Origin of the sequence: Gelatiniphilus marinus (assembly GCF_042684345.1) — a bacterium.
Taxonomy (GTDB): Bacteria; Bacteroidota; Bacteroidia; order Flavobacteriales; family Flavobacteriaceae; genus Gelatiniphilus; species Gelatiniphilus marinus.
Map to the genome: position 1 here is coordinate 222,320 of NZ_JBHULK010000004.1, position 21,700 is coordinate 244,019.

Genomic DNA, 21,700 nt, shown 5'->3' on the forward strand with positions numbered 1-21,700 from the left:
GTCAAGTTTCTAGTAAACAAACTTTTCAATATCCGCAAACCCTTCAACATCAATCTAAAGGTACTTATTCCCTTTTAATCACTTTTTCCAAAGCTTTTATTTTATCCGATGGTTTCCCGCGTTCTCCAATCCTTACAATAAAAAATATAATGCGCACCACAATTTTATGAACGGTTATAGATTTTGATAAAGCTGCTATTTTATCGTCTCGTATAGCAATATATTGTTCTCTGCTTTTTATTTCTTTTTGGGTAACCAGCTCGTTTGCAAATTTCCATGCACCATCTCTGGCTATGCTCATGCTAAAGTTTATAAAAAAGTCGTCCACCTTATTTGCGAACTTCAGGATTTTTACTAAAGTGGGCCAGATCTTCGATAAATCTTCCTGTACTTCTTCAACTAAATCTGCCAATACCGCATTGATTTTATTGAAATCTGAGTGTAATGTATCAATTGATGATACATCCGATACTTCAGCAGCAGCAATGCCCAAATCCAAATTTATATGCGCGTTCATACCCAGCAATAAATGTTGGAGCACAATTAAACTATTTTGTTTTGAAGCTTTAAAAGCCGAGTCCCAAGATTTTGTATTAGGCTTCCCTTGTTTGTAATTCGAGTACGCCAATAAATACCGGTTGGCAAACATTACATCCAGCTTTTCCATTCTTGCGTCATCATCAAAATAATTGGTGTGCAGTTTGTTTTTTACGCTAATGGTTACTTTTTGGTACAACGAAGCAAAATACCCCAAAGTGCTTTCGTCTTTTTTGGAGTTTTCAATTATGTTTCCTAAAATTTCTATGACTTCATCAATTGTATTTGCAACCATTTTGCTGTTAAAATTTTATAGTCTTTGGCTAAATTTACATTTTTTATGTTAACGGGGTAAAAAGAAAGTTTGATTTTCGCTTTATTTAATAGAGCGTTGACTAATTTTCTCCCAAATAAATAACTCAACGTATAAAGTTACGTTATTACCTTTTGGTTTATAAAATGTTACGGTCTCGTTTTTACGCCCCATCTGTCCTTTAGGTACCCGTTTTACTATATTATGGCCTAAGGTAATTTAGGGTGTTCTTCTACAGCAAGAAACTAAAGTGCCATGGTAAAGATTATTGAACTTAGCGTAATTAATTAAACCAATAACCAATAGAGAATTGAAATAACAAAATCGATGTGCCTTCATTATCGCCTGCACCATCTCTAATGATATCTGAAAGCCAATAATTAATACGGAATTGACCAAACCAATTGCTGTCAAAATTATAAGTAGCTCCACCAACTAAACCCAGTGTTACTTTTTTTAATCGGTTTACGGTTTCTAGATTTTCTTGCCTACGTTGTTTCTGGCTTAAAGTAACTGCTGCTTTTGGTCCTGCCTCAAAACTCCAATTATTAGAAGAGTGTATTTGAGCCAAAACAGGAATGTCTAAAAAAGTAAATCGACTTTCGGTTTTTCCATCTCTAGAGCTGCCAACTCTGGATAATTGAGGTTCAGCTTGAATATTAAAGTTTAAACCTGTTGGAATTTTAACAACAGTGCCTATATTAAAATCAGTTAAAAAAGACTGGTTTTCTTGAACATCTCCTAGGGTTTTGGAGAAGTTTGCGCCACCTTTAACAGCAAAATTAAAACCTTTAATTGTAGAGTTTTTGGGGTCTGTATTTTGGGCATGTATATTAATAAAGCCTAAAGAAGTAAAAAGTAAAACGAAGATAAAAGTTAGATTTTTCATAATGATTGTATTGTTTAATAAGGCATCGTAAAAAAACCAATATGTCATCATATAGAATCAAAAACAAGTGTTTATGTAACAAAGTCACTATATTTGCACGAAGAATTTTTGATAATGAGAGCAAAAGATTTTATCCTAAAAGCACATAAAAATTCAATAGAAAAAGGGAGTTTTACCTGGTCCTCGCCAAGCAATATTGCATTGGTTAAATATTGGGGCAAAAAGGAAAACCAAATTCCAGCAAACCCATCGATAAGTTTTACGCTAAATAATTGTAAAACAACCACAACACTTAGTTTTTCTAAAAAAGAAAATAGCAACGAGTTTTCTTTTGAAATATTTTTAGATGATGAAAAGAAAGACGATTTTAAACCAAAAATAGAAACGTTTTTTAAACGCATTGAAGCGTATTTGCCATTTTTAAAAGACTATCATTTTAAAATAGAAACTTCAAATACATTTCCGCATAGTTCTGGTATCGCATCATCGGCCTCGGGTATGAGCGCAATGGCCTTATGTTTAATGAGTATTGAAAAAGCATTAAAGCCAGAAATTACAGATGAATATTTCACCCAAAAAGCATCATTTCTAGCACGCTTGGGTTCGGGTAGCGCTTGCAGAAGTCTTGAAGGCGATATGGTGGTTTGGGGCAAACATAACGAAATAGAAGCCAGCTCAGATCTATTTGGCGTAAAATACCCTTTTAAAGTCCACCGCAATTTCAAAAATTACAACGATACCATTTTATTGGTAGATAAAGGCGAAAAGCAAGTAAGCAGTACCATTGGGCACAACTTAATGCATAACCACCCGTTTGCAATAGAACGTTTTAAACAAGCTCAAAACAATCTCTCAATCCTAATTGACACCTTTAAAACAGGAGATTTAAAAACATTTATAGAGATTGTTGAAAGTGAAGCCTTAACACTACATGCGATGATGATGACCAGCATGCCGTATTTTATATTAATGAAACCCAATACCCTGGAAATTATTAACAAAATATGGATGTTTAGAAAAGCAACCAATTCAAATATTTGTTTTACCTTAGATGCTGGTGCGAATGTGCATGTGCTGTATCCAGAAAATGAAACCGAAACTGTTTTGGAATTCATTAAAAATGAATTAGTTGCATATTGCCAAAATGGACATTATATTTGCGACCAAATTGGTTTTGGTGCGAAATTAATTAATCAGACTGTGTAGTTTTGTTTAAAAAATACCTATATTTGTTAAACATTAGTGTCGAAATTTATAAACACTTTTATGAAAGGACCCCTTTTTTACTCAAAAATATTACTCTTCGGAGAGTACGGAATCATTAAAGATTCCAAAGGTTTATCGATTCCTTATAACTTTTACAATGGCGCTTTGAAGGTGGACCAAAACCCTAACGTGTCGGCTAAGGCATCCAACGAAAGTTTAAAACGCTTTGCTGATTACTTAAGTTGTATCGATGCCCAATTAGTAACTTTCGATATTGAGGCCTTAAAAAAACACGTTGCAAAAGGTATGTATTTCGATTCGTCTATTCCGCAAGGTTATGGTGTTGGCAGTAGTGGGGCTTTGGTAGCCGCTATTTACGATAAATATGCCCATGATAAAATTACCGTTTTAGAAAATTTAACCAGAGAAAAACTGCTTAAATTAAAGTCGATTTTTTCGGCAATGGAGTCTTTTTTCCACGGAAAATCTTCGGGCTTAGACCCATTAAACAGTTATCTAAGCATTCCAATTTTAATAAATTCAAAAGATAACATTGAAGCTACTGGCATACCATCGCAAAAAACCGAAGGTAAAAACGCCGTGTTTTTGTTAGATAGTGGTATTATTGGCGAAACCGCTCCAATGGTAAGTATTTTTATGGAAAAAATGAAACAGGAAGGTTTCAGAAAAATGATAAAACACCAGTTTGTTAAGCATACCGACGCCTGTGTGGACGATTTTTTAAAAGGCGATATAAAATCGTTGTTTAGCAATACCAAACAATTGTCAAAAGTGGTTTTAAACCATTTTAAGCCCATGATACCTAAACAGTTTCACGAGCTCTGGAAAAAAGGCATTGAAACCAACGAGTATTACCTAAAACTTTGTGGTTCTGGCGGTGGCGGATATATTTTAGGCTTTACCGAAAATATAGACATAGCCAAAAAATCCCTGAAAGATTATAAGTTAGAAGTGGTTTATAACTTCTAAATTCCAAAGACTGTCATCCTGAACTTTTACATTGAGCTTGCCGAAATGTGATTCAGAATCTCATCAAATTTTCCAAATGTTATCCAGAAGGCAGAAACACATACTATTAAAATTCTTCAGTCTGTTTTCTGTGGTGCGCGGTTACAATATTTTAGTAATTGTTTTTGCGCAGTACCTAACGGCCATATATATTCTTGCGCACGATAAGCCACTTAAAACCGTGCTTTTCGATGTTAATTTGCTTATGTTGGTTTTTGCTTCGGCTGCTACTATTGCTGGCGGGTATATTATTAATAATTTTTACGACTCAGAGAAAGACTTGATTAATAGGCCCTATAAATCAAAACTCGATAGGTTGGTTAGCCAAAACACAAAGCTGTCATTCTATTTTGTGTTGAATTTTTTGGCAGTTATTATGGCAAGCTATGTGTCGTTTAAACCCGTTATCTTCTTTTCGGTTTATATATTTGGTATATGGTTTTATTCGCATAAATTAAAAAAAATGCCCTTTATTGGCAACTTAACATCGGCAATATTATCCATTACCCCGTTTTTTGCCATTTTTATGTATTACAAAAATTTTGAAACCGTCATTTTTGTTCACGCCATATTTTTGTTTTTAATCATATCGATGCGAGAACTTACTAAAGATCTTGAAAACTTAAAAGGTGATTTACTATTAAATTATAAAACCATACCCATTGTTTACGGCGAAAAAGCATCAAAAATTATGCTAACGGTATTAGCTGTTTTAACCTTAATTCCTATATATTTATTGATAAATCGTTTTGAAATTGGTTACATGTACATCTACTTTTATTTATGTATTGTACTGTTGTTTGGGTTTTTGTTATTACTCTGGAAATCTAAAACCAAAATTCACTATTTGATACTTCATAATACTTTAAAATTCATCATTTTAGCTGGCGTTTTTTGTATTGTTTTAATTAATGTTGATTTGGTATTGAATAGAATTTAACAAAAATCTACTTCTTAAAACAACAATAGCAATTTTAGCTATATCTTTGCAGCAAAATTAAAGTGATGAGTAAGCAACAAAGCGGACAAAGAAAAGGAAAAACTAAAGTTGACGGATCTAAAAAGGACTTCAAAAAAAGTTATGTAAAAGGCAATACAGCTTTTAAACGAAACGAGACAAAGCCCAAAAAACCATCTAATCCAAACGAGATTCGTTTAAATAAATATGTGGCAAATTCCGGTATGTGTTCGCGTCGCGAAGCCGATGTGCATATTGCCACGGGGTTGGTTTCCGTTAACGGAAAAATAATTACCGAAATGGGTTATAAGGTTAAAATTGGTGACGAAGTACGTTACGATGGCGCCCGTATAAACCCGGAGAAAAAAGCCTACGTTTTGCTTAATAAACCAAAAGGATTTGCAACCACCACAAGCGAAGGTAAAGGTAGAACGGTAATGGATTTAGTGGCCAACGCAACCAGTTCGCGCATTAAACCCATTGGGCGGTTGGGCAGAAACTCTAAAGGCTTGTTGCTGTTTACAAACGATGATATTATTGTAGATAAATTTACAAACTCAAAAAGCGGGGTGGCGCGTTTGTTTCACATTGAATTAGATAAAAATTTGAAATTTGAAGACCTGAAAAAAATTCAGGAAGGTTTTAAGGTTCAAGGAAAACTGATCGCTGTTGAAGAGATTAGCTATATTGATGGTGCATCAAAAAAAGAAATTGGCTTAAAAATTAAAAACACGGGCAATACCATTATCCGTACTATTTTCGATTATTTAAAGTATGATATTATTAGTTTGGATTGTGTCGCCATTGGGCATTTAACTAAAAAAGATATTCCGCGCGGACATTGGAAACACTTAACCGAGCAAGAATTGAATACTTTGAAGATGCTTTAAGCCATTTTAAACGCCCCAACATGCCACAAAACACCCGATGGGTCGTGCACAAAGTATTCCTTTCCCCAATCGTTGTATTGGATTTCTGAAATTCTTACACCATTGTATTTTTCTTCCAGATTTAGTTTTTTTAGATTGGATGCATGCGCTTCTACGTTTACAATTTCCAAGAAAACCATGGTATTGTCAATCCAATCTTTTACATAGGCATCTTGTAGATAAAACCCAAAATTTCCCGATTGGAAGTATGACAGCTTTTCTGAGATTTTAATTTCTTCAAACCCAAAATCTTTGTAAAATTGTCTGGAAATATTATAGTTTTTTGCGCCAACAAAAGGCCTGATTGATTTGATATGTGTTTTCATTACGGATAATTTAGCGGTTTTTTAAAATAAAATAAACTGCAATGCTATTGCAAATCTGTCTCTACAACGGTTTTTGCTTCTTTTTTGAACTGCGAATTAATCTTAAACTGTAGCAGTAAAACCATGCTCACAAAAGCCACAACAATGATTAATAATAAAATCCTTATTTCTGGCAGTATGGATGCTAAATCACCTCCGTAAAAGGCAATTCTTCTAAAACCACTTAAAAATTGCGTAACGGGAATAAATTGTGCCACATTGGTAATTAAATTGGGTATGGCTTCTGTTGGCCATGTAAATCCACTTAAAATAAATGCAGGTGTAGAAATTACCATTAATAACTCTGTGGCTTTTAACTGATTCGGAATAGCTATGGAAAACAGCATACCAATAAACATGGAAGCCAGTGTTAACAAGACAGTTAATAGGAGCATTGGAAAATTAAAAATATCTGCAGTAATTTTAAAATAAACAAAGAGCAGACTAATAAATAGCCACATAAAAGGAAGCATTAATAAAAACGGGGTCGCCTTTAAAAAAATATGATATAAGGACGACTTGCTTTTTTGAATAAGTTGTGCAAAATAACCGTCTTCAAAATCTCGCGAAAACACCAATGCCATGGCCAAAAATATAACCTGTTGCATAATGGCAGCGAGTATTCCGGGTAACATAAAATTAACATAGTTCCCAGAAGAATTATAGAGTTTGTTAAAGTTGATTTTAAAGCTTTCGTAAGAGGCCATGGCCTGTGCTGGGTGAAGTCCTTGTTTTTTTAGTCCTTCTATTTCCATTCCAGCGTTTAGCGTCATCAAAACCGTATTGATATTATTGCTTGCTGTATTGGCATTTAAAATATTCGCCATATTTAAATCCACTCGAATTTCAGGATGCTTTTTCTGTAAAATATGCTTTTCAAAATCGGTGGGTATTGTTATAACCGCAGCGTATTGTTCGGTGGGCATTTCAGCGCGTATGTTACCATCAGTTGCTCTAACATCCGCAACAAATAAACCTTCGTTATCTTCAAGCGCATCAATGATTTTATCGGATGCCGGACTGCGATCTTCATCGATAATGACAATGGGAAGATCTACAACCTTTCCTTGTTGGTACACATAGCCAAATAAAATACCGTAACCTATTGGTGCTCCAAAAAAGATAGCGAGTAAAACGCCATTTGAAAAAATACGCTTAAATTCTACCTGGAGTAAGCTTATAAAATCTTTCATTATTTGATAAGTATTGTAGCGTTGATAAAAAACTTCTGTTTTGATACGTCTGTTGTTGGTACCACTTTTAGCTCATAAATAGATTCTGACAATTGATACAGCGGTGCCGTACTTGTAATATCTGCATATTGCGCCAATTGTTTTATGGCTACAACTTTAGACTTGGTTTCTTCTTCGGTATAAGGGTTGATAAGCGTGAGCTCTTTGCCCACTTCAAAATCATAAATCCTTGATTCCGGAATGGTAAATCTAAAATAAACACTATCGGTTTTATAGCCATTGAACAAGGTGAAACCCGGAGTAAGCAATTCGCCTTCCTCCAAGCTAATGGTTTCAACAGACATGTCTGCCGGGGCCATTAAATACTGTTCTTTGGACGCCGAAAGCACTTCTTCTTTGGCCCCGAGTGCTCGGTCTAATTGCCCTTTGGCCTGTTCTATTTGTTCTGCTCTGGCCCCTTTTTTCACTTCGTCGCGCTTCGCTTCCAAACCATCTACCTGCGCTTTGGCCATCTGGAGTTTCATTTTTACTTCATCAAATTGTTGTTGACTAATTAAGGAATCCTGAAACATGTTTTGCAATCTGTTATAAGATTCTTGGGCAAATTGCAATTGGGCTTTTCCCGCGCTTAATTGGCCTTCAATTTGATTTAATTGTTCGGTTGTAGCACCATTATAAGCCATGTTTAATTGTCCTTTAGCTGAAACAATAGCGCCCTCGGCCTGCATCATTTTTGCATGAACTTCGGGAATATCCATGGCCGCAAGGGTATCGCCTTTTTTTACGACTTGGCCTTCTTTTACGTAAATTTTTCCAATCCTTCCAGGAACTTTACCGCTAACCGAAATGGTTTCAAATTTAACTTTTCCTCTGTTGTTGGTTAATTGTTCGTTTTTACAAGAATGCAAAGCGAATAGGGTAATGCAACCTAATATGATGTTTTTATATGTTTTCATTTCGTAATGTGTTTTTTAAGTTAGTAAGTCAGTATGCCTTTGGCATGAAGCAGATTTGCAACTGCACGTCTTTCGTTATAGTAGGATTCCTGTAATTTAAAATTGGCTTTTTCCACATCGTTTAGGGCATCTAGCAATTCCGTGATGGATGCCAGATTGTTTTTGTATTGCTTATTAACCATATCGTAGGTATCGTTAGCCAGCTCTATTTCTTTTTGAACGATATTGGTGTTTTGTTGAGATGCTTGATAAGCCAACTCCGATTTTATAATGCTCAAGCCAATCATTTCTTGGGCTTCGTTTATTTTTTCTTGGTATTTCAGGCTTTCCAATTCTGTTTTTTTACTTTTCAGCCTAGAAGTATTTCCGTCAAAAACACGCCATTGTACGCCAACTCCAATAAACCACTTAGGGTCTAGCAGCGATAAATCATCTTCAATAAATTCATAATGTCCCTTAACAGCAACCTTAGGGATAAAATTGCTTTTTTCCATTTTGGCTTGATAACGTGTTGCTTTTTCGGCTTCTTCCAAAGCTTTAACCTCGTTGCGTTTTTCACTATTGGAATGGGAAACAACCGAAAATGATTCCAACTGCGGATTGAGCTTTCTTAAGTTTTCTTTGGTTTCGCCAGTAAGTTGGTGAAGCACTTCAATTAATAAGATGTTATTATGATCAAATTCCAGTTTTTTTGCTTCTAATTGTTGTTGGGCAAGCTCAATTTTTTTGCGACTTATGGGCGTTGCCAAACCATTTTCAATCGCCTTTTTAACATAAAAAGCTTGTTCGTTCAAGTAGTTTTCGGTGTTGGTAAGCACTTTTTTTGATGCTTTTACCAAGGCGAGTTTGTCATAGGCCTCAATAATTTGCAAAGCCACTTTATCTTTTTCTGCCATGCCTACAAAATTTAAAGAGGTCTCTTTATGCTTGCTCGCTTTTAAGGCATTGCTGGCTTCCAGTCCGCTAAATAATACCCAATCCAAATCCACCGATGTTTTCAAGATGTTTTTATCTTGAAGATTAGGTGCGTCTTGCAACGGAATATGGTCTGGAAAAGGGGAGTTAAAAGGCAAACCCACAGCGTCCTTAATAATGAGTTTTTGAGTCTCAATTAATAAGGTTTGTGTGGCATCATCAAAAGTAATATCGTCATTTAATCGAGCATAACTTCCATTAAAGGTAATCTTGGGCAAGAAAACAGACTTAGCCAATTGCTGGTCTACTTTAGCTTGTTCGGAGTCTAATCGATTGGTGTTGATTTGATGGTTTTTTTCAAGTCCTTTATGAATCAAGTCTTTTAATACAGGGTCTAATTCTTGCGCCAAAGTTATAGACGGAGCTATGGCTAAAAGCGCAATCATCAAGACCTTTATCGCGGTTTTGTTTCTGTTCATTGTAAATAAATTTATAAATACAATGTAAAGATAAGCATGTATGGGGTTTTTTCTTTTGACTTAAATCAAATAGTGTAAGTTGTTGAAATTAAGATGGTTTGATAGGTGGTACTAATTAAGTTCTCGAGCCGTTTTTTCTAATTCTGCTTAAAGTTTCTTGGGTCATTCCCAAATAGGAAGCAATATGGCCTAGCGGAACACGATAGGCAATATCTGGAAATTCACTAAGCATATAGTCGTAACGTTCTCTGGCGGTTTGAAACTGAATGGCATTGAGTTTATTAACGACTCTGGTTAGCATTTCGGTGCTTGCCAATCTGCCCATTTTTTCCATTTTTGGGTATTTATAGAATAGTGCATCTAAGTCACTTTTAGAAATGCGGTATAAAACAGAATCTTCTAAAACCTCTAAATAATACAAACTCGGACTTTGTTGAAAAAAGCTATCAACACTAGTCATAAATTTACCCACGCCAAAAAACCATTGTGTAATTTCCTTTCCGCCTTCATTAAGGTAGTAGCTTCTGCCCATGCCGTGTTCAACAAAATATAAAGCATTACAAATTTGGCCTTGACGAACAAGAATTTGATTTTTCGAAACAGATTCTTTCTTAAAATGAGCAAGAATGTCCTGCAACTCGGTTTGGGTAAACGGAACCAATGATACTAAAAAGTCGGATATGCTCATAAATATGTTCGGCTCAAAATAAGGTTAAGTACCAAATTTACTGTATTTCCTTCGCAATATCAAGTCTTAAAAAACGCTAAAAACAGAGCGATAAAAATTTCAAAAAAAAAATTTTGTAATTCAAAAAAAAGTATTTCATTTGCATCGCATTTAGCTGAACAAATTGAACCCTGTTTCTATGTTCGGGCTTTTGAAAATTAGGAAGTCATATTCAAAAGCAGCTTATAGGATGAGCGACCGAATTTTAAAGCTAACTTCCGTTTTACCTATCTATGCTAGCCAGCATAACTACGGCTTTGTTCCTACTACTGAGCGAAAAATACAAGTTTGATTTATTCTTAAAAATTTGTTATTACAGCGATAATTGCGCTGTTTCATAAATAATTACTATATTTTTATTAAAATTATGTTATCATTTTCAAGATATGTTTTATCATAGGATAAAATATTTTTCTAGAACGTTGTAACAGACCGTTAAAAACTAAAAAATGAATACTAAATATATTGATTTAATCAATCAAACTTTCGATTTTCCACAAGAAGAATTTACACTAGAAAACAATAAATTAAACTTCCATGATATTAACCTCATGCAATTGGTAGAGCAGTACGGTGCACCCTTAAAATTCACCTATTCGCCACAAATATCCAACAATATTCAACGTGCCAAAAAATGGTTTTCAGATGCCATTGAAAAGCACGATTATAAAGGTAATTACAACTATTGCTATTGTACTAAAAGCTCACATTTTAAACATGTGTTAAACGAGGCTTTAAAAAATGATATTCATATTGAAACCTCTTCGGCTTTTGATATTGATATTGTTGAAAACCTTAAAGAAGAAGGCAAAATAACCAATGAAACCTTTATTATTAGCAATGGGTTTAAGCGTGCGCAATACATAACCAATATTGCAAGGTTAATTAACAGCGGACATAAAAATTGCATCCCGATTATTGATAATTACGAAGAAATCAATTTGCTTTCGCAAGAGATAAACGGGAAGTTTAATGTGGGTATCCGTATCGCTTCAGAGGAAGAACCAAAGTTCGAGTTCTACACCTCACGTTTGGGCATTGGCTATAAAAACATTGTGCCTTTTTATAAAAATCAAATTCAGAACAATAAGAAAGTAGAACTTAAAATGCTTCACTTTTTTATTAATACCGGCATTCGCGATAATGCGTATTATTGGAACGAGCTTTTAAAATGTTTAAAGGTTTATACCAGTTTGAAAAAGATTTGCCCAAGTTTGGATAGCTTGAATATTGGCGGTGGGTTTCCTATAAAAAACTCGTTGGCATTCGAATTTGATTACGAGTATTTGGTAGACGAAATCGTTAATCAAATTAAGCTAACCTGTGAAGAAGAAGGCGTAGATGTGCCCAATATTTTTACGGAATTTGGTAGCTTTACAGTGGGTGAAAGTGGCGGAGCGATTTACGAAATACTGTACCAAAAACAACAAAACGATCGTGAAAAATGGAATATGATCAACTCATCGTTCATCACAACGCTTCCTGATACTTGGGCCATTAACAAACGCTTTATAATGTTGCCGGTTAACCGCTGGAACGATACTTACGAGCGTGTTTTACTTGGCGGCCTAACCTGCGATAGCGACGATTACTACAACAGCGAGCAGCACATGAATGCTATTTATTTGCCAAAATACAACAAAGAAAAACCCTTGTACATTGGCTTTTTCAATACAGGGGCCTATCAAGAAACCATAGGCGGATTTGGTGGTTTACAGCATTGCTTAATCCCTTCGCCAAAGCATATTTTAATAAATAAAGATGCCGATGGAAATATAACCACAGAATTGTTTTCCGAACAACAAAAAAGTGAAGACTTACTTAAAATTTTGGGTTACCATAAAAAACCTGAAACAAATACAACACAAACAATAAAAAATACAGAAGCTGATTTACCATTAGCAGTTAAATAAAACAATGAAAACAAAAACTTACGCTGGAATTCCAGAAGAATTCGCAAAATTAGAAAGCGCAAAAATTGTATTAATCCCTGTGCCTTACGATGGCACAAGTACATGGCAAAAAGGCGCAGACAAAGGGCCCGAGGCTTTTTTAAACGCTTCGGAAAACATGGAGCTTTACGACATTGAAACCGATACCGAAGTTTATAAACAAGGCATACATTTGGTTGAGCCCGTAACTGAAAACAGTTCGCCGGAAACTATGGTAGAAGCTGTGCATCAAACGGTAAAGAAGTATATTAAAAAGAACAAATTTGTAACTATTTTTGGTGGCGAACACTCCATTTCAATTGGTACCATTCGTGCGTTCAATGAGATGTATCCCAGCTTAACCGTATTGCATATTGATGCGCATGCCGATTTACGCAAATCGTACGACGGCTCTAAATGCAATCACGCCTGTGCCGTTTACGAAGCGAGCCAAAGTACCAACCTCATTCAAGTTGGTATTCGTTCTATGGATGCCATTGAAAAAACCGTGATGGACGCAGATAAAACCTATTTTGCGCACGACATGGCTGTTGATGATTCGTGGATGGATTCTGCAATCGACCAAATGACAGATAACGTTTTCATTACTTTCGATTTAGATGCTTTCGACCCTTCAATACTACCAAGTACAGGAACGCCCGAACCTGGTGGATTGTTATGGTACGAAACCTTAGAATTTTTAAAGCAGGTTTTCGAAGAAAAAAACGTGGTAGGGTTTGATATAGTTGAATTATGCCCGAATGAAAAAGACAAATCCTCTGATTTTTTAGCAGCAAAATTATACTATAAAATGCTGAGCTATAAGTTTAAAAATAATGAAGCTGAGGATGAATACGACAATGCTTTTGATAGCGACCAAATAAACAAAAACAATTCAAAATACAACAATAACGATGACTACTAAAGGACCAATCTCTCAATTTATTGAAACCCATTATTTACATTTTAATGCGGCAGCTTTAGTTGATGCAGCAAAAGGCTACGAGGCCCAATTAGATTCTGGCGCCAAAATGCTAGTGTCGTTGGCAGGCGCTATGAGTACTGCAGAGCTTGGTAAAAGTTTTGCAGAAATGATTCGTCAGGATAAAGTGCAAATCATTTCTTGTACAGGCGCAAATCTTGAGGAAGACATCATGAATTTAGTGGCGCACTCGCATTACAAACGCGTGCCTAACTATCGCGATTTAACACCTCAAGACGAATGGGATTTGCTGGAAAAAGGATTAAATCGGGTAACCGATACATGTATTCCAGAACACGAAGCCTTCCGTCGTTTGCAAAAACACATCCATAAAATATGGAAGGATGCCGAAGCCAAAGGCGAACGCTATTTGCCACATGAGTACATGTACAAAATGTTGCTGTCTGGGGTTTTAGAGCAATACTACGAGATTGATGTAAAAGATTCGTGGATGTACGCTGCTGCGGAAAAAAACCTACCAATTGTATGCCCGGGATGGGAAGATAGTACCATGGGGAATATTTTTGCAAGCTACGTACTTAAAGGCGAATTAAAAGCCAGCACCATGAAATCCGGTATTGAATACATGACCTTTTTAGCCGATTGGTACACCGAAAATTCAAAGAATGGCATTGGTTTCTTTCAAATAGGTGGCGGGATTGCAGGCGATTTTCCAATCTGTGTTGTGCCCATGTTATATCAAGATATGGAGCGCCCTGAAACACCGTTCTGGAGTTATTTTTGTCAGATTAGCGATTCAACAACAAGTTATGGTTCGTACTCCGGTGCTGTACCAAATGAGAAAATCACTTGGGGAAAATTGGATATCGATACGCCTAAATTCATTATTGAAAGCGATGCCACTATAGTTGCGCCATTAATTTTTGCTTATCTTTTAGGGCAATAATGGAGCCAAATAAAATTGATAATATTGAGCTTAAGTACCTTACGGTAGATGACTTTAAAGAGCTAAAGGAAGCCACGTTACAATCTTACGGAGGCGTGCTCAATTCGTATTGGAAAAAACATCATATTGAAGATTTAACCTCACTGTTTCCAGAAGGTCAAGTCGTTATTAAAATAGATGGCGATATTGCGGGTTGTGCCTTGTCGCTTATTGTAGATTATAATAGTATTGAAGATGAGCATACTTATCAGGATATTATTGGCGGAAAATCATTTAAAAACCACGACCCAAATGGCGATGTACTGTATGGAATTGATGTGTTTATTAAACCACAATACAGAGGTTTGCGCTTGGGGCGACGGTTGTACGATTACAGAAAGGAAGTTTGCGAAACCCTGAATTTAAAAGGTATTGTTTTTGGCGGAAGAATGCCCAATTACTACAAACACAAACAGCTTACACCTAAACAATATATTGAAAAAGTTAAGCGTAAGGAAATACACGACCCAGTTTTAAACTTTCAGATTTCCAACGATTTCCATCCCGTTCGTATTTTAAAAGGCTATTTGGAGGGCGACACCGCATCCAACGAATATGCCGTTTTAATGGAGTGGGACAATATCTACTATACCAAACCAAATAAAAAGGCGAGTACCGTTAAAACCATTGTTAGGCTGGGGCTTATCCAATGGCAAATGCGCCCGTACAAAGGTTTGGACGATTTAATGCAACAGGTGGAGTATTTTATTGATAGCGTTGCGGCCTATAAATCAGATTTTGCCGTATTTCCAGAGTTTTTCAACGCGCCATTAATGGCAGATTTCAATTCTATGAAAGAACCGGATGCCATTAGGGAACTGGCAAAATTTACCGAAACGATTGTCGATAAATTAAAGCAACTGTCTATTTCATATAACATCAATATTATTTCTGGCAGTATGCCCGAAGTTGTCGCAGATAAGCTGTATAATGTTGGTTATTTATGCCGAAGAGACGGCAGTACGGAACGCTACGAGAAAATACACGTAACCCCAGACGAAGCTAAGGTTTGGGGCATGCAAAAAGGAAATAAACTGAAAACATTTCAAACAGATGCCGGTAAAATAGGCATATTGATTTGTTACGATTCCGAGTTTCCGGAGTTGTCGCGTTTGTTGGCCGATGAAGGTATGGAAATTCTGTTTGTTCCGTTTTTAACCGACACCCAAAACGGTTATTCCCGTGTGCGCTTATGTTCTCAAGCGCGTGCCATAGAAAACGAATGTTATGTGGCCATTTCTGGAAGCGTTGGCAATTTGCCCAACGTAAATAATATGGACATTCAATATGCGCAATCTGCTGTGTTTACGCCCTGCGATTTTTCGTTCCCCAGTAACGGCATTAAAGCTGAAGCCACTACAAATACAGAAATGATTTTGGTGGCCGATGTAGATTTAAGCTTATTGAAAGAACTGCATGCTTTTGGGGCTGTAAAAAATTTAAAAGATAGAAGAAAAGATTTTTACGACGTTATTAGAATTAAATAACAAGTATCTTTATTTTATAAAAACACATGATATGAAAAACAGAAACGATAATTTAAAACGGGTAATCGTAGATTTTAAAAAGCTAACACCCGAAATTTTAGCCTTATTGGTCGAAAAATATCCCGATGGTTACGACGACGACCAAATAGTAACTTTTAGAAATGCCCAAAACGAATTGATTGAAGCGGTTGAGGTAATTACCGCAGATACCAAATATTTAGTAAAAGTAAGCGCTAAATTAGAGGTAACCATGGAGAATTACGACGAAGACGATTACGAAGATTTTGATGATAATGACCCAGAAGCAGTGCAAGACCCAGATTTGGTTGATGATGATGCCGAGGATTTGTAATTGTAATAAAGAAACGTATATAGCGTATTGGCTAACATTGGCATAAGCATTTAGCGCTTGAGCAAGGGAGTTTTTCCGATAAAAAGGCCCAATTTATTTTTAAACCTCTACAAGAACGAAACAGAACTATCTAAGTTAAGATATGTATAAAAATGATGATTTTAAATGTTAAAGCTTACCCAAAAAAAACAAAAAATTAAATCCCATGAAAACACAGTTTTTATTAAAGCTAATCGGTTTTTCTCTATCCGTTTTTGCCCTTACAAGCTTTACAATTGCACCAAAGTTAAACCCTAATTCAAATGCATTAGCCATTCAAGAAGAAATCGTAGTGAACGCGGTTTTCGACGGGCATGAAGATTATGGCTATAATTTCATAGCAAAGGATAAAGACGATGAGGAATATACGATTACATTTCACGAAGTAAAAGAAGAATTGTTAAAAGAATTCAATTTAAAATCTGAAACCTTTATTGGTAAAAGTTTTAGCATTACCTACAAAACAAGAGTTGAAGTTTTTAAAGACAACCAGGGTAATGATGATGAAAACGAGATTAATACCATAATTATGTTAAAGAAGCTTTAAATTTTAAAAAAACAAGCTGTTCATCGATGTTTTTCTTAATTAGGTGTTAATCTTTACAAGCATGTAAACCAATCTGTTATTAGCTGCGTATATAGTACAAATCAATAACACCTTGCGCAAGGGATGTAATTATTAATTTTAGGAGCATGCTCTTAATCCAAAATCTATTATAAACAAATAATACCTTCAATTATGAAAAATTATCTTTTAGTACTAGTAAGCTTTTTTACGTTAAGTTTTGCCACCACGTTAGATGCACAAGACGAAGTAGCAACCACAGCTGTTTTTAACGGATTCGATGGCGAATCGTATTCTTTTACAACCCAGGCCAAAGGTGCTGAAGAAGCCAAAACCATAGTATTTAACGATGTTAGTGCCGAAATATTAAAACAGTTTGATTTAAAATCTGATGCCTTTAAAGGTAAGTACTTTTCAATAACCTACACCGTTGCAACAGAGACCTTGGTAAACAGTGATGGTGAAGAAGAAGATGTAGAGGTTTTTACTATAAAAACAATTAGAGAAGCAGTTTATTAATTAATCCATTTATCCATTAAAAAGGGAGGTTTTTTTTAAAGCCTCCTTTTTTTTAAAAAATACTTCCCAAATAAATACACCATAAACTATGGCATACTCTAAAGCAATAATCCATAAATTTTCAGATTTATCGGCTTTATCAACATTTACATAGGCCAGATAACTAAGTATAATTACAAAACTCCACACCAGCGGAAACTTATAAGTTGTAAAAACCGATAATATTAATAATGTAGCAATGTACCACGGGTGCACCGTTGTAGTTGTAAAAAAATAAAACGACAGGGCCAATACCATTGCGGTTATTAATTGAACCGTGTTTCTGTTCGTTCTAAAAAAAGTAAGCAACAACACAAAGGCTATAACAATAATGGGTATTGCGCTCCCAATAACGGCAATTTCGTTATAGCCCCTAAAGGTATAGCCAATAGCCCTGGCTATGTAGTACAAACTGGCATTAAACTCGAAGTTGTTAAACCATAATGCCACAGTATCGGTATAGTTGGTTATAAATTCCGAAGAGTAAAAAGGAAGAAATAAAGCGATTATTGTAATAAACACGATTGCATAAAATGAAATTAACTTTGTCATTCCATTTATTGCGTCATTGCGAGGAGTAAGCGACGTGGCAATCTCTTTTTCGTCATGCTGAACTTGTTTCAGCATCTCATCATCATCATTGTTTTTCGAAGTAAACCACTGCCAATATAAAGGCAAAATTATTAAAGGAATTAATTTAACCGAAACCGATAAGCCCAAAACAACAGCGGCAAACTGCCATTTACCAATATGCAGTAAATACAAACTCCATATTAAAAAGAAAATCATAACGCCTTCAAAATGAAGATTGCCCGTTAATTCAATTATAATAAAAGGGTTTAGCACATACCAGAAAATAAGGTAAACAGGCAGGTTTAGTTTTTCCAGCAGTTTTTTTCCGAAGTGAAGCGTACCAAAATCGGCAGCAATAATTAGTAAACGCATTACCATTGCCGAACCCAAAATACTGCTCCCGGAAAATACCCCGGCAATAACAAAACAAAGCTGGTTTAACGGCGGATAATTGCTAAAATGCCCCGCATTTAAAACTCCCATGCCTTCATATAATTCTTGTGCTTGCGCCACAGGAAATTCATTATTGCCAATAAAAGACGCAACCGTAAACAAATACGGGTTATAGCCTTCCAACAACATTCTGCCATCCCAAATAAAACGATAAAAATCTTGCGATAAATTGGGAATGGCCAAAATAAACACAACCCTAAAGCCAAATGCAAACCAGCTTAAAAGTTTTATGTTTCCTTTTAAAAGCAGGACCAATTTGTAGAACAAAAAGAACAACCCCGCATACAGTATTAATAGCTTAACGTAATCTGTACGTAGCAAATGGTAAGCAAAAACCGCATAAAATAGCAAGCTTGCTAGCACTAAAAGCAATGGTGTCTTGTACAGTTTTAAAAACATGAAGTAAATATAACGCTAATTGTTTTGTGTTTTTTAAATATGAAATGCACACATTGATTTGAGAGAAAAATTTACTAATTTAGTGTTTTAAGCTAAAGCCTTTAAAGCAAGTCCTTGGCTACAGGGTTAAGTCTTAATTTATTGGGCAATATTAACAATGTTTTTATTACATCAGCAAAAATCTAAATAAAATAATATGATTAGAACCAAAGCAAAAAAAGTTGTTGATAAAGTTCTTTTAAGGCTATATCATTCAAATCATAAAAAAGAAGCCACTAATTTTCTTAAAAAAATCGAGGCTCAAAAAGGGAAAACAAACCCCAAGTTTATAAAGTTAAGCAATCAATATGCTGCAGATGTGTTTGGTTGGGTCGGTTATTCGCCCTGGCTTTATGTGTATAGCGCCATTAGCGGCAGTTTTAAAGAAGGATGGATTCCAGACAACTATTATGGCAAAGTGGTAGTGCCGGCACTTAAAGGCCAATACGGAGATTTAGACGATTTAAACGCGCTTCAAAACAAGATTTTTGCTAGTAAACTTTTCCCCGACAGAGCCTATTATGTTAATGGTTTATGGACAACCGCAGACTATGCTGTTATCCCCCAAAAAAAAGTAGCAGAATTTTTATTTAAAACATCTCCAAAGATTGTTTACAAAACAGATAACTCATTGAGAGGCTTAGGGGTGCATTTTTTTTCTAAAGATAATTTCGAAATTAATAAAGTCATGGCCTTAGGTAATGGCATAGCCCAACAGTACATTAAGCAGCACGCTTTTTTTAATGAAATTGTTTCAGGTTCTGTAGCAACCATAAGGCTAACAACTTATATTGATGAAGATGGAGAAGTGTCGCTCCGGTCCGGGTTTCTTCGATTGGGAAGAACTACAGATACGCATGTAAAATCCCTAACTCATTTAAGAGTGCCTTTAAATACAGAAACTGGGGAGATATGCAAAATAGGATATGATACAAATATGCACACCATTGAAAAACATCCGGACAGCAATTATGTTTTCAACAAAAGCATAATACCACATTTTAACAAATGCATAGCTTCGGTAACAAACTTGCACAAATTAATGCCTTTTTCCAGAACCATAGGATGGGACTTGATTGTAGATGAGAACACCGAAGTTAAAATAATGGAATGGAATGGCGGGCATAACGATATAAAATTTGGCGAAGCCACACAAGGTCCCTGTTACGCAGATTTAGGATGGGAAAATTTATGGAAAAAGTAACGTTTTTAGTTTTGTGCCAATATTTACAAATTATTTAAAGCAACATAATGAAAAACAGAAAACCAGGTTTTATTATTGGTGTTGTTTTATCTGTTTTATTTGCAGTGGGTTGTAAAAATTATACGCTAGAGCAGCAGCCAAACATACTCCTAATTTGTGTTGACGATTTAAGGCCGGATTTAAAAAGTTTTGGTGCAGAGCATATCATTTCACCAAACATAGATAAGCTTGCCAAACAAGGCGTGTTATTTAAAAAACACTATGTTAATTCCCCAAGTTGCGGGCCATCGCGTTATACTTTGCTAACGGGTCTGTACGGTACGCCCAACAATAACGCTCTTTTTTTAAGGGCAAAACAAATTGCCAAAGAAAAAAAAACAAACCCTAGCATGCCCGAGTGGTTTAAAACCCATGGATATACAACGGTTTCGGTAGGCAAGGTATCTCACCACCCAGGCGGAAGAGGTGGTGCTAATTGGAATGATAGTACTATTATAGAAATGCCAAATGCGTGGCACAGACAGCTTATGCCAGTTAAAGAATGGCAGCACCCAAAAGGTGCCATGCACGGATTGGCACATGGTGAAATTCGCGTAAACGCCAGCAAGATGGACGTTTTTCAATCTGTTGAAGGCAATGACAGTATTTATCCAGACGGCGCCATAACTGAAGTTGCAGTAAATGAATTAAGACAATTAGCCCTAAATAATAAAAAGCCTTTTTTTTTGGCGGTTGGTTTTATTAAACCCCATTTGCCTTTTGGCGCACCCAAGAATTATTACGATGATTATGAAGATGCAGATTTTCCTGAAATTAAACACCCCAAAAAACCAGAAGGTCGAACCACATGGCATAATTCAAATGAATTTAAACAGTATAACCGATGGGGCAAAAACCCAAACGAGGATGCCGATTTTGCATACCAAATACGTCGCCATTACGCGGCCTGCATTACTTACGCCGATGCCCAAATAGCTAAAGTGCTCGAGGCTTTAAAGCAATCCGGAGCCTATAAAAACACCATTATAGTGCTTTGGGGCGACCACGGTTGGCATTTGGGCGAGCACGCCATTTGGGGCAAGCATACTTTATTTGAGGAATCGCTGCGCTCACCATTGGTAATTTACGATCCTAGAGCAAAACAAAGCGGTTTTTCTACAGATGCCATGGTGGAAACCTTGGATGTTTTTCCAACGTTATGCGATTTAGCGGATATTGAAATGCCTGAATTTGCACAAGGCGTTTCGTTAAAAAATGTTTTGAACAAAAAAGATACCGTTGGCCATAACGCTTTGGCTTATAAATCTGGTGCTGTAACTTTAAGAACCAATACGCACCGATTGGTGTTGCACGATGATGGTTTTACCGAACTCTACGACCACGCCACCACAAAAAAGGAAACCCAGAATATAGCCGAAAAGCATCCCGAATGGGTTGAAAAGCTTAAACAACAATTAAAAGCTAAATGCGAGTAAGCCTTTGCATTAGAGATTGATGCGCTTCAATAAGCTTAGGGTAAACTCATCCTTTTTTATGCTTAACTTTAACTTTGTTTTTGTAACTTATAGTTAAATCTGTAAAACTAACTTGATGAAATATTTAAACAAGTTAAGCTCAAGAAAGATATAGTGGAAAGCCCAAATAATGGTGAAGCTCTGCTGAAACAATCACTGCAT

At 35.8% G+C, this 21,700-nt stretch carries 21 protein-coding genes; 13 read left to right on the forward strand and 8 right to left on the reverse strand.

What is annotated here, in order from left to right; all coding sequences use genetic code 11:
* Positions 1 to 64: 64 nt before the first annotated feature.
* Positions 65 to 832 carry a DUF5995 family protein gene (locus ACFSQS_RS11665; protein WP_388018880.1) on the reverse strand — a complete coding sequence of 256 codons (768 nt, stop codon included), beginning with the start codon at positions 830 to 832 and terminating at the stop codon, positions 65 to 67.
* 301 nt (positions 833 to 1,133) lie between these two features.
* Positions 1,134 to 1,739 (reverse strand): porin family protein, encoded by a 606-nt coding sequence (locus ACFSQS_RS11670; RefSeq protein ID WP_388018883.1) that lies wholly within the window; start codon positions 1,737 to 1,739, stop codon positions 1,134 to 1,136.
* A gap of 114 nt (positions 1,740 to 1,853) precedes the next feature.
* Between ACFSQS_RS11670 and ACFSQS_RS11675 the strand changes: the two genes are divergently transcribed.
* From ACFSQS_RS11675 to ACFSQS_RS11690, 4 genes are all read left to right on the forward strand, one after another.
* Positions 1,854 to 2,945, forward strand: a complete 1,092-nt coding sequence (locus tag ACFSQS_RS11675; protein WP_388018886.1) for a diphosphomevalonate/mevalonate 3,5-bisphosphate decarboxylase family protein — start codon at positions 1,854 to 1,856, stop codon at positions 2,943 to 2,945.
* Between the two features lie 60 nt (positions 2,946 to 3,005).
* A complete protein-coding gene (locus ACFSQS_RS11680; RefSeq protein ID WP_388018889.1) occupies positions 3,006 to 3,935 on the forward strand; it encodes a mevalonate kinase family protein in 930 nt (309 codons plus the stop codon).
* 76 nt (positions 3,936 to 4,011) lie between these two features.
* Positions 4,012 to 4,914 carry a geranylgeranylglycerol-phosphate geranylgeranyltransferase gene (locus ACFSQS_RS11685; RefSeq protein WP_388018892.1) on the forward strand — a complete coding sequence of 301 codons (903 nt, stop codon included), beginning with the start codon at positions 4,012 to 4,014 and terminating at the stop codon, positions 4,912 to 4,914.
* A 65-nt stretch (positions 4,915 to 4,979) separates the two neighbouring features.
* On the forward strand, positions 4,980 to 5,822 hold the full coding sequence (locus ACFSQS_RS11690) for a pseudouridine synthase (protein WP_388018895.1): 843 nt from the start codon (positions 4,980 to 4,982) through the stop codon (positions 5,820 to 5,822).
* On the opposite strand, the gene ACFSQS_RS11695 is transcribed toward ACFSQS_RS11690, so the two are convergent.
* The 5 genes from ACFSQS_RS11695 to ACFSQS_RS11715 all read right to left on the reverse strand — a co-directional run bounded on the left by ACFSQS_RS11695 (position 5,819) and on the right by ACFSQS_RS11715 (position 10,457).
* Entirely contained in the window at positions 5,819 to 6,187 is a 369-nt protein-coding gene (locus ACFSQS_RS11695) for a glyoxalase (RefSeq protein ID WP_388018898.1), read from the reverse strand. The two genes, ACFSQS_RS11690 and ACFSQS_RS11695, sit on opposite strands and share 4 nt — an antisense overlap.
* A gap of 44 nt (positions 6,188 to 6,231) precedes the next feature.
* Positions 6,232 to 7,419 (reverse strand): ABC transporter permease, encoded by a 1,188-nt coding sequence (locus ACFSQS_RS11700; RefSeq protein WP_388018901.1) that lies wholly within the window; start codon positions 7,417 to 7,419, stop codon positions 6,232 to 6,234.
* A complete protein-coding gene (locus tag ACFSQS_RS11705; protein ID WP_388018904.1) occupies positions 7,419 to 8,375 on the reverse strand; it encodes an HlyD family secretion protein in 957 nt (318 codons plus the stop codon). The genes ACFSQS_RS11700 and ACFSQS_RS11705 overlap by 1 nt, the downstream gene beginning before the upstream one ends.
* 20 nt (positions 8,376 to 8,395) lie before the next feature.
* Entirely contained in the window at positions 8,396 to 9,769 is a 1,374-nt protein-coding gene (locus ACFSQS_RS11710; protein ID WP_388018907.1) for a TolC family protein, read from the reverse strand.
* A 115-nt stretch (positions 9,770 to 9,884) separates the two neighbouring features.
* Positions 9,885 to 10,457 carry a Crp/Fnr family transcriptional regulator gene (locus ACFSQS_RS11715; RefSeq protein ID WP_388018911.1) on the reverse strand — a complete coding sequence of 191 codons (573 nt, stop codon included), beginning with the start codon at positions 10,455 to 10,457 and terminating at the stop codon, positions 9,885 to 9,887.
* Positions 10,458 to 10,945: 488 nt separating this feature from the next.
* Between ACFSQS_RS11715 and ACFSQS_RS11720 the strand changes: the two genes are divergently transcribed.
* The 7 genes from ACFSQS_RS11720 (at position 10,946) to ACFSQS_RS11750 (ending at position 17,317) form a co-directional block, all read left to right on the forward strand.
* Entirely contained in the window at positions 10,946 to 12,409 is a 1,464-nt protein-coding gene (locus ACFSQS_RS11720; RefSeq protein ID WP_388018914.1) for an arginine decarboxylase, read from the forward strand.
* A gap of 4 nt (positions 12,410 to 12,413) precedes the next feature.
* Positions 12,414 to 13,352, forward strand: a complete 939-nt coding sequence (gene speB, locus ACFSQS_RS11725) for an agmatinase (RefSeq protein ID WP_388018917.1) — start codon at positions 12,414 to 12,416, stop codon at positions 13,350 to 13,352.
* Positions 13,342 to 14,316 carry a deoxyhypusine synthase family protein gene (locus tag ACFSQS_RS11730; RefSeq protein WP_311935084.1) on the forward strand — a complete coding sequence of 325 codons (975 nt, stop codon included), beginning with the start codon at positions 13,342 to 13,344 and terminating at the stop codon, positions 14,314 to 14,316. Before speB ends, ACFSQS_RS11730 begins: the two co-directional genes overlap by 11 nt.
* Positions 14,316 to 15,842, forward strand: coding sequence for a bifunctional GNAT family N-acetyltransferase/carbon-nitrogen hydrolase family protein (locus ACFSQS_RS11735; RefSeq protein WP_388018920.1), 1,527 nt, complete (start codon positions 14,316 to 14,318; stop codon positions 15,840 to 15,842). The genes ACFSQS_RS11730 and ACFSQS_RS11735 overlap by 1 nt, the downstream gene beginning before the upstream one ends.
* A 31-nt stretch (positions 15,843 to 15,873) precedes the next feature.
* The gene (locus tag ACFSQS_RS11740) at positions 15,874 to 16,194 is read left to right on the forward strand and encodes a hypothetical protein (RefSeq protein WP_388018923.1); all 321 of its coding nucleotides are present in this window, start codon (positions 15,874 to 15,876) and stop codon (positions 16,192 to 16,194) included.
* Between the two features lie 205 nt (positions 16,195 to 16,399).
* A complete protein-coding gene (locus ACFSQS_RS11745; RefSeq protein WP_388018926.1) occupies positions 16,400 to 16,780 on the forward strand; it encodes a hypothetical protein in 381 nt (126 codons plus the stop codon).
* A gap of 192 nt (positions 16,781 to 16,972) precedes the next feature.
* Positions 16,973 to 17,317 (forward strand): hypothetical protein, encoded by a 345-nt coding sequence (locus ACFSQS_RS11750; RefSeq protein ID WP_388018929.1) that lies wholly within the window; start codon positions 16,973 to 16,975, stop codon positions 17,315 to 17,317.
* 9 nt (positions 17,318 to 17,326) lie between these two features.
* On the opposite strand, the gene ACFSQS_RS11755 is transcribed toward ACFSQS_RS11750, so the two are convergent.
* Positions 17,327 to 18,781 (reverse strand): mannosyltransferase, encoded by a 1,455-nt coding sequence (locus ACFSQS_RS11755; protein WP_388018932.1) that lies wholly within the window; start codon positions 18,779 to 18,781, stop codon positions 17,327 to 17,329.
* A gap of 196 nt (positions 18,782 to 18,977) precedes the next feature.
* Here ACFSQS_RS11755 and ACFSQS_RS11760 point away from each other — a divergent pair, with 196 nt between their 5' ends.
* Both ACFSQS_RS11760 and ACFSQS_RS11765 read left to right on the forward strand, forming a co-directional pair.
* Positions 18,978 to 20,024 carry a sugar-transfer associated ATP-grasp domain-containing protein gene (locus tag ACFSQS_RS11760; protein ID WP_388018935.1) on the forward strand — a complete coding sequence of 349 codons (1,047 nt, stop codon included), beginning with the start codon at positions 18,978 to 18,980 and terminating at the stop codon, positions 20,022 to 20,024.
* 47 nt (positions 20,025 to 20,071) lie between these two features.
* Positions 20,072 to 21,499 (forward strand): sulfatase, encoded by a 1,428-nt coding sequence (locus ACFSQS_RS11765; RefSeq protein WP_388018938.1) that lies wholly within the window; start codon positions 20,072 to 20,074, stop codon positions 21,497 to 21,499.
* Positions 21,500 to 21,700 lie beyond the last annotated feature (201 nt).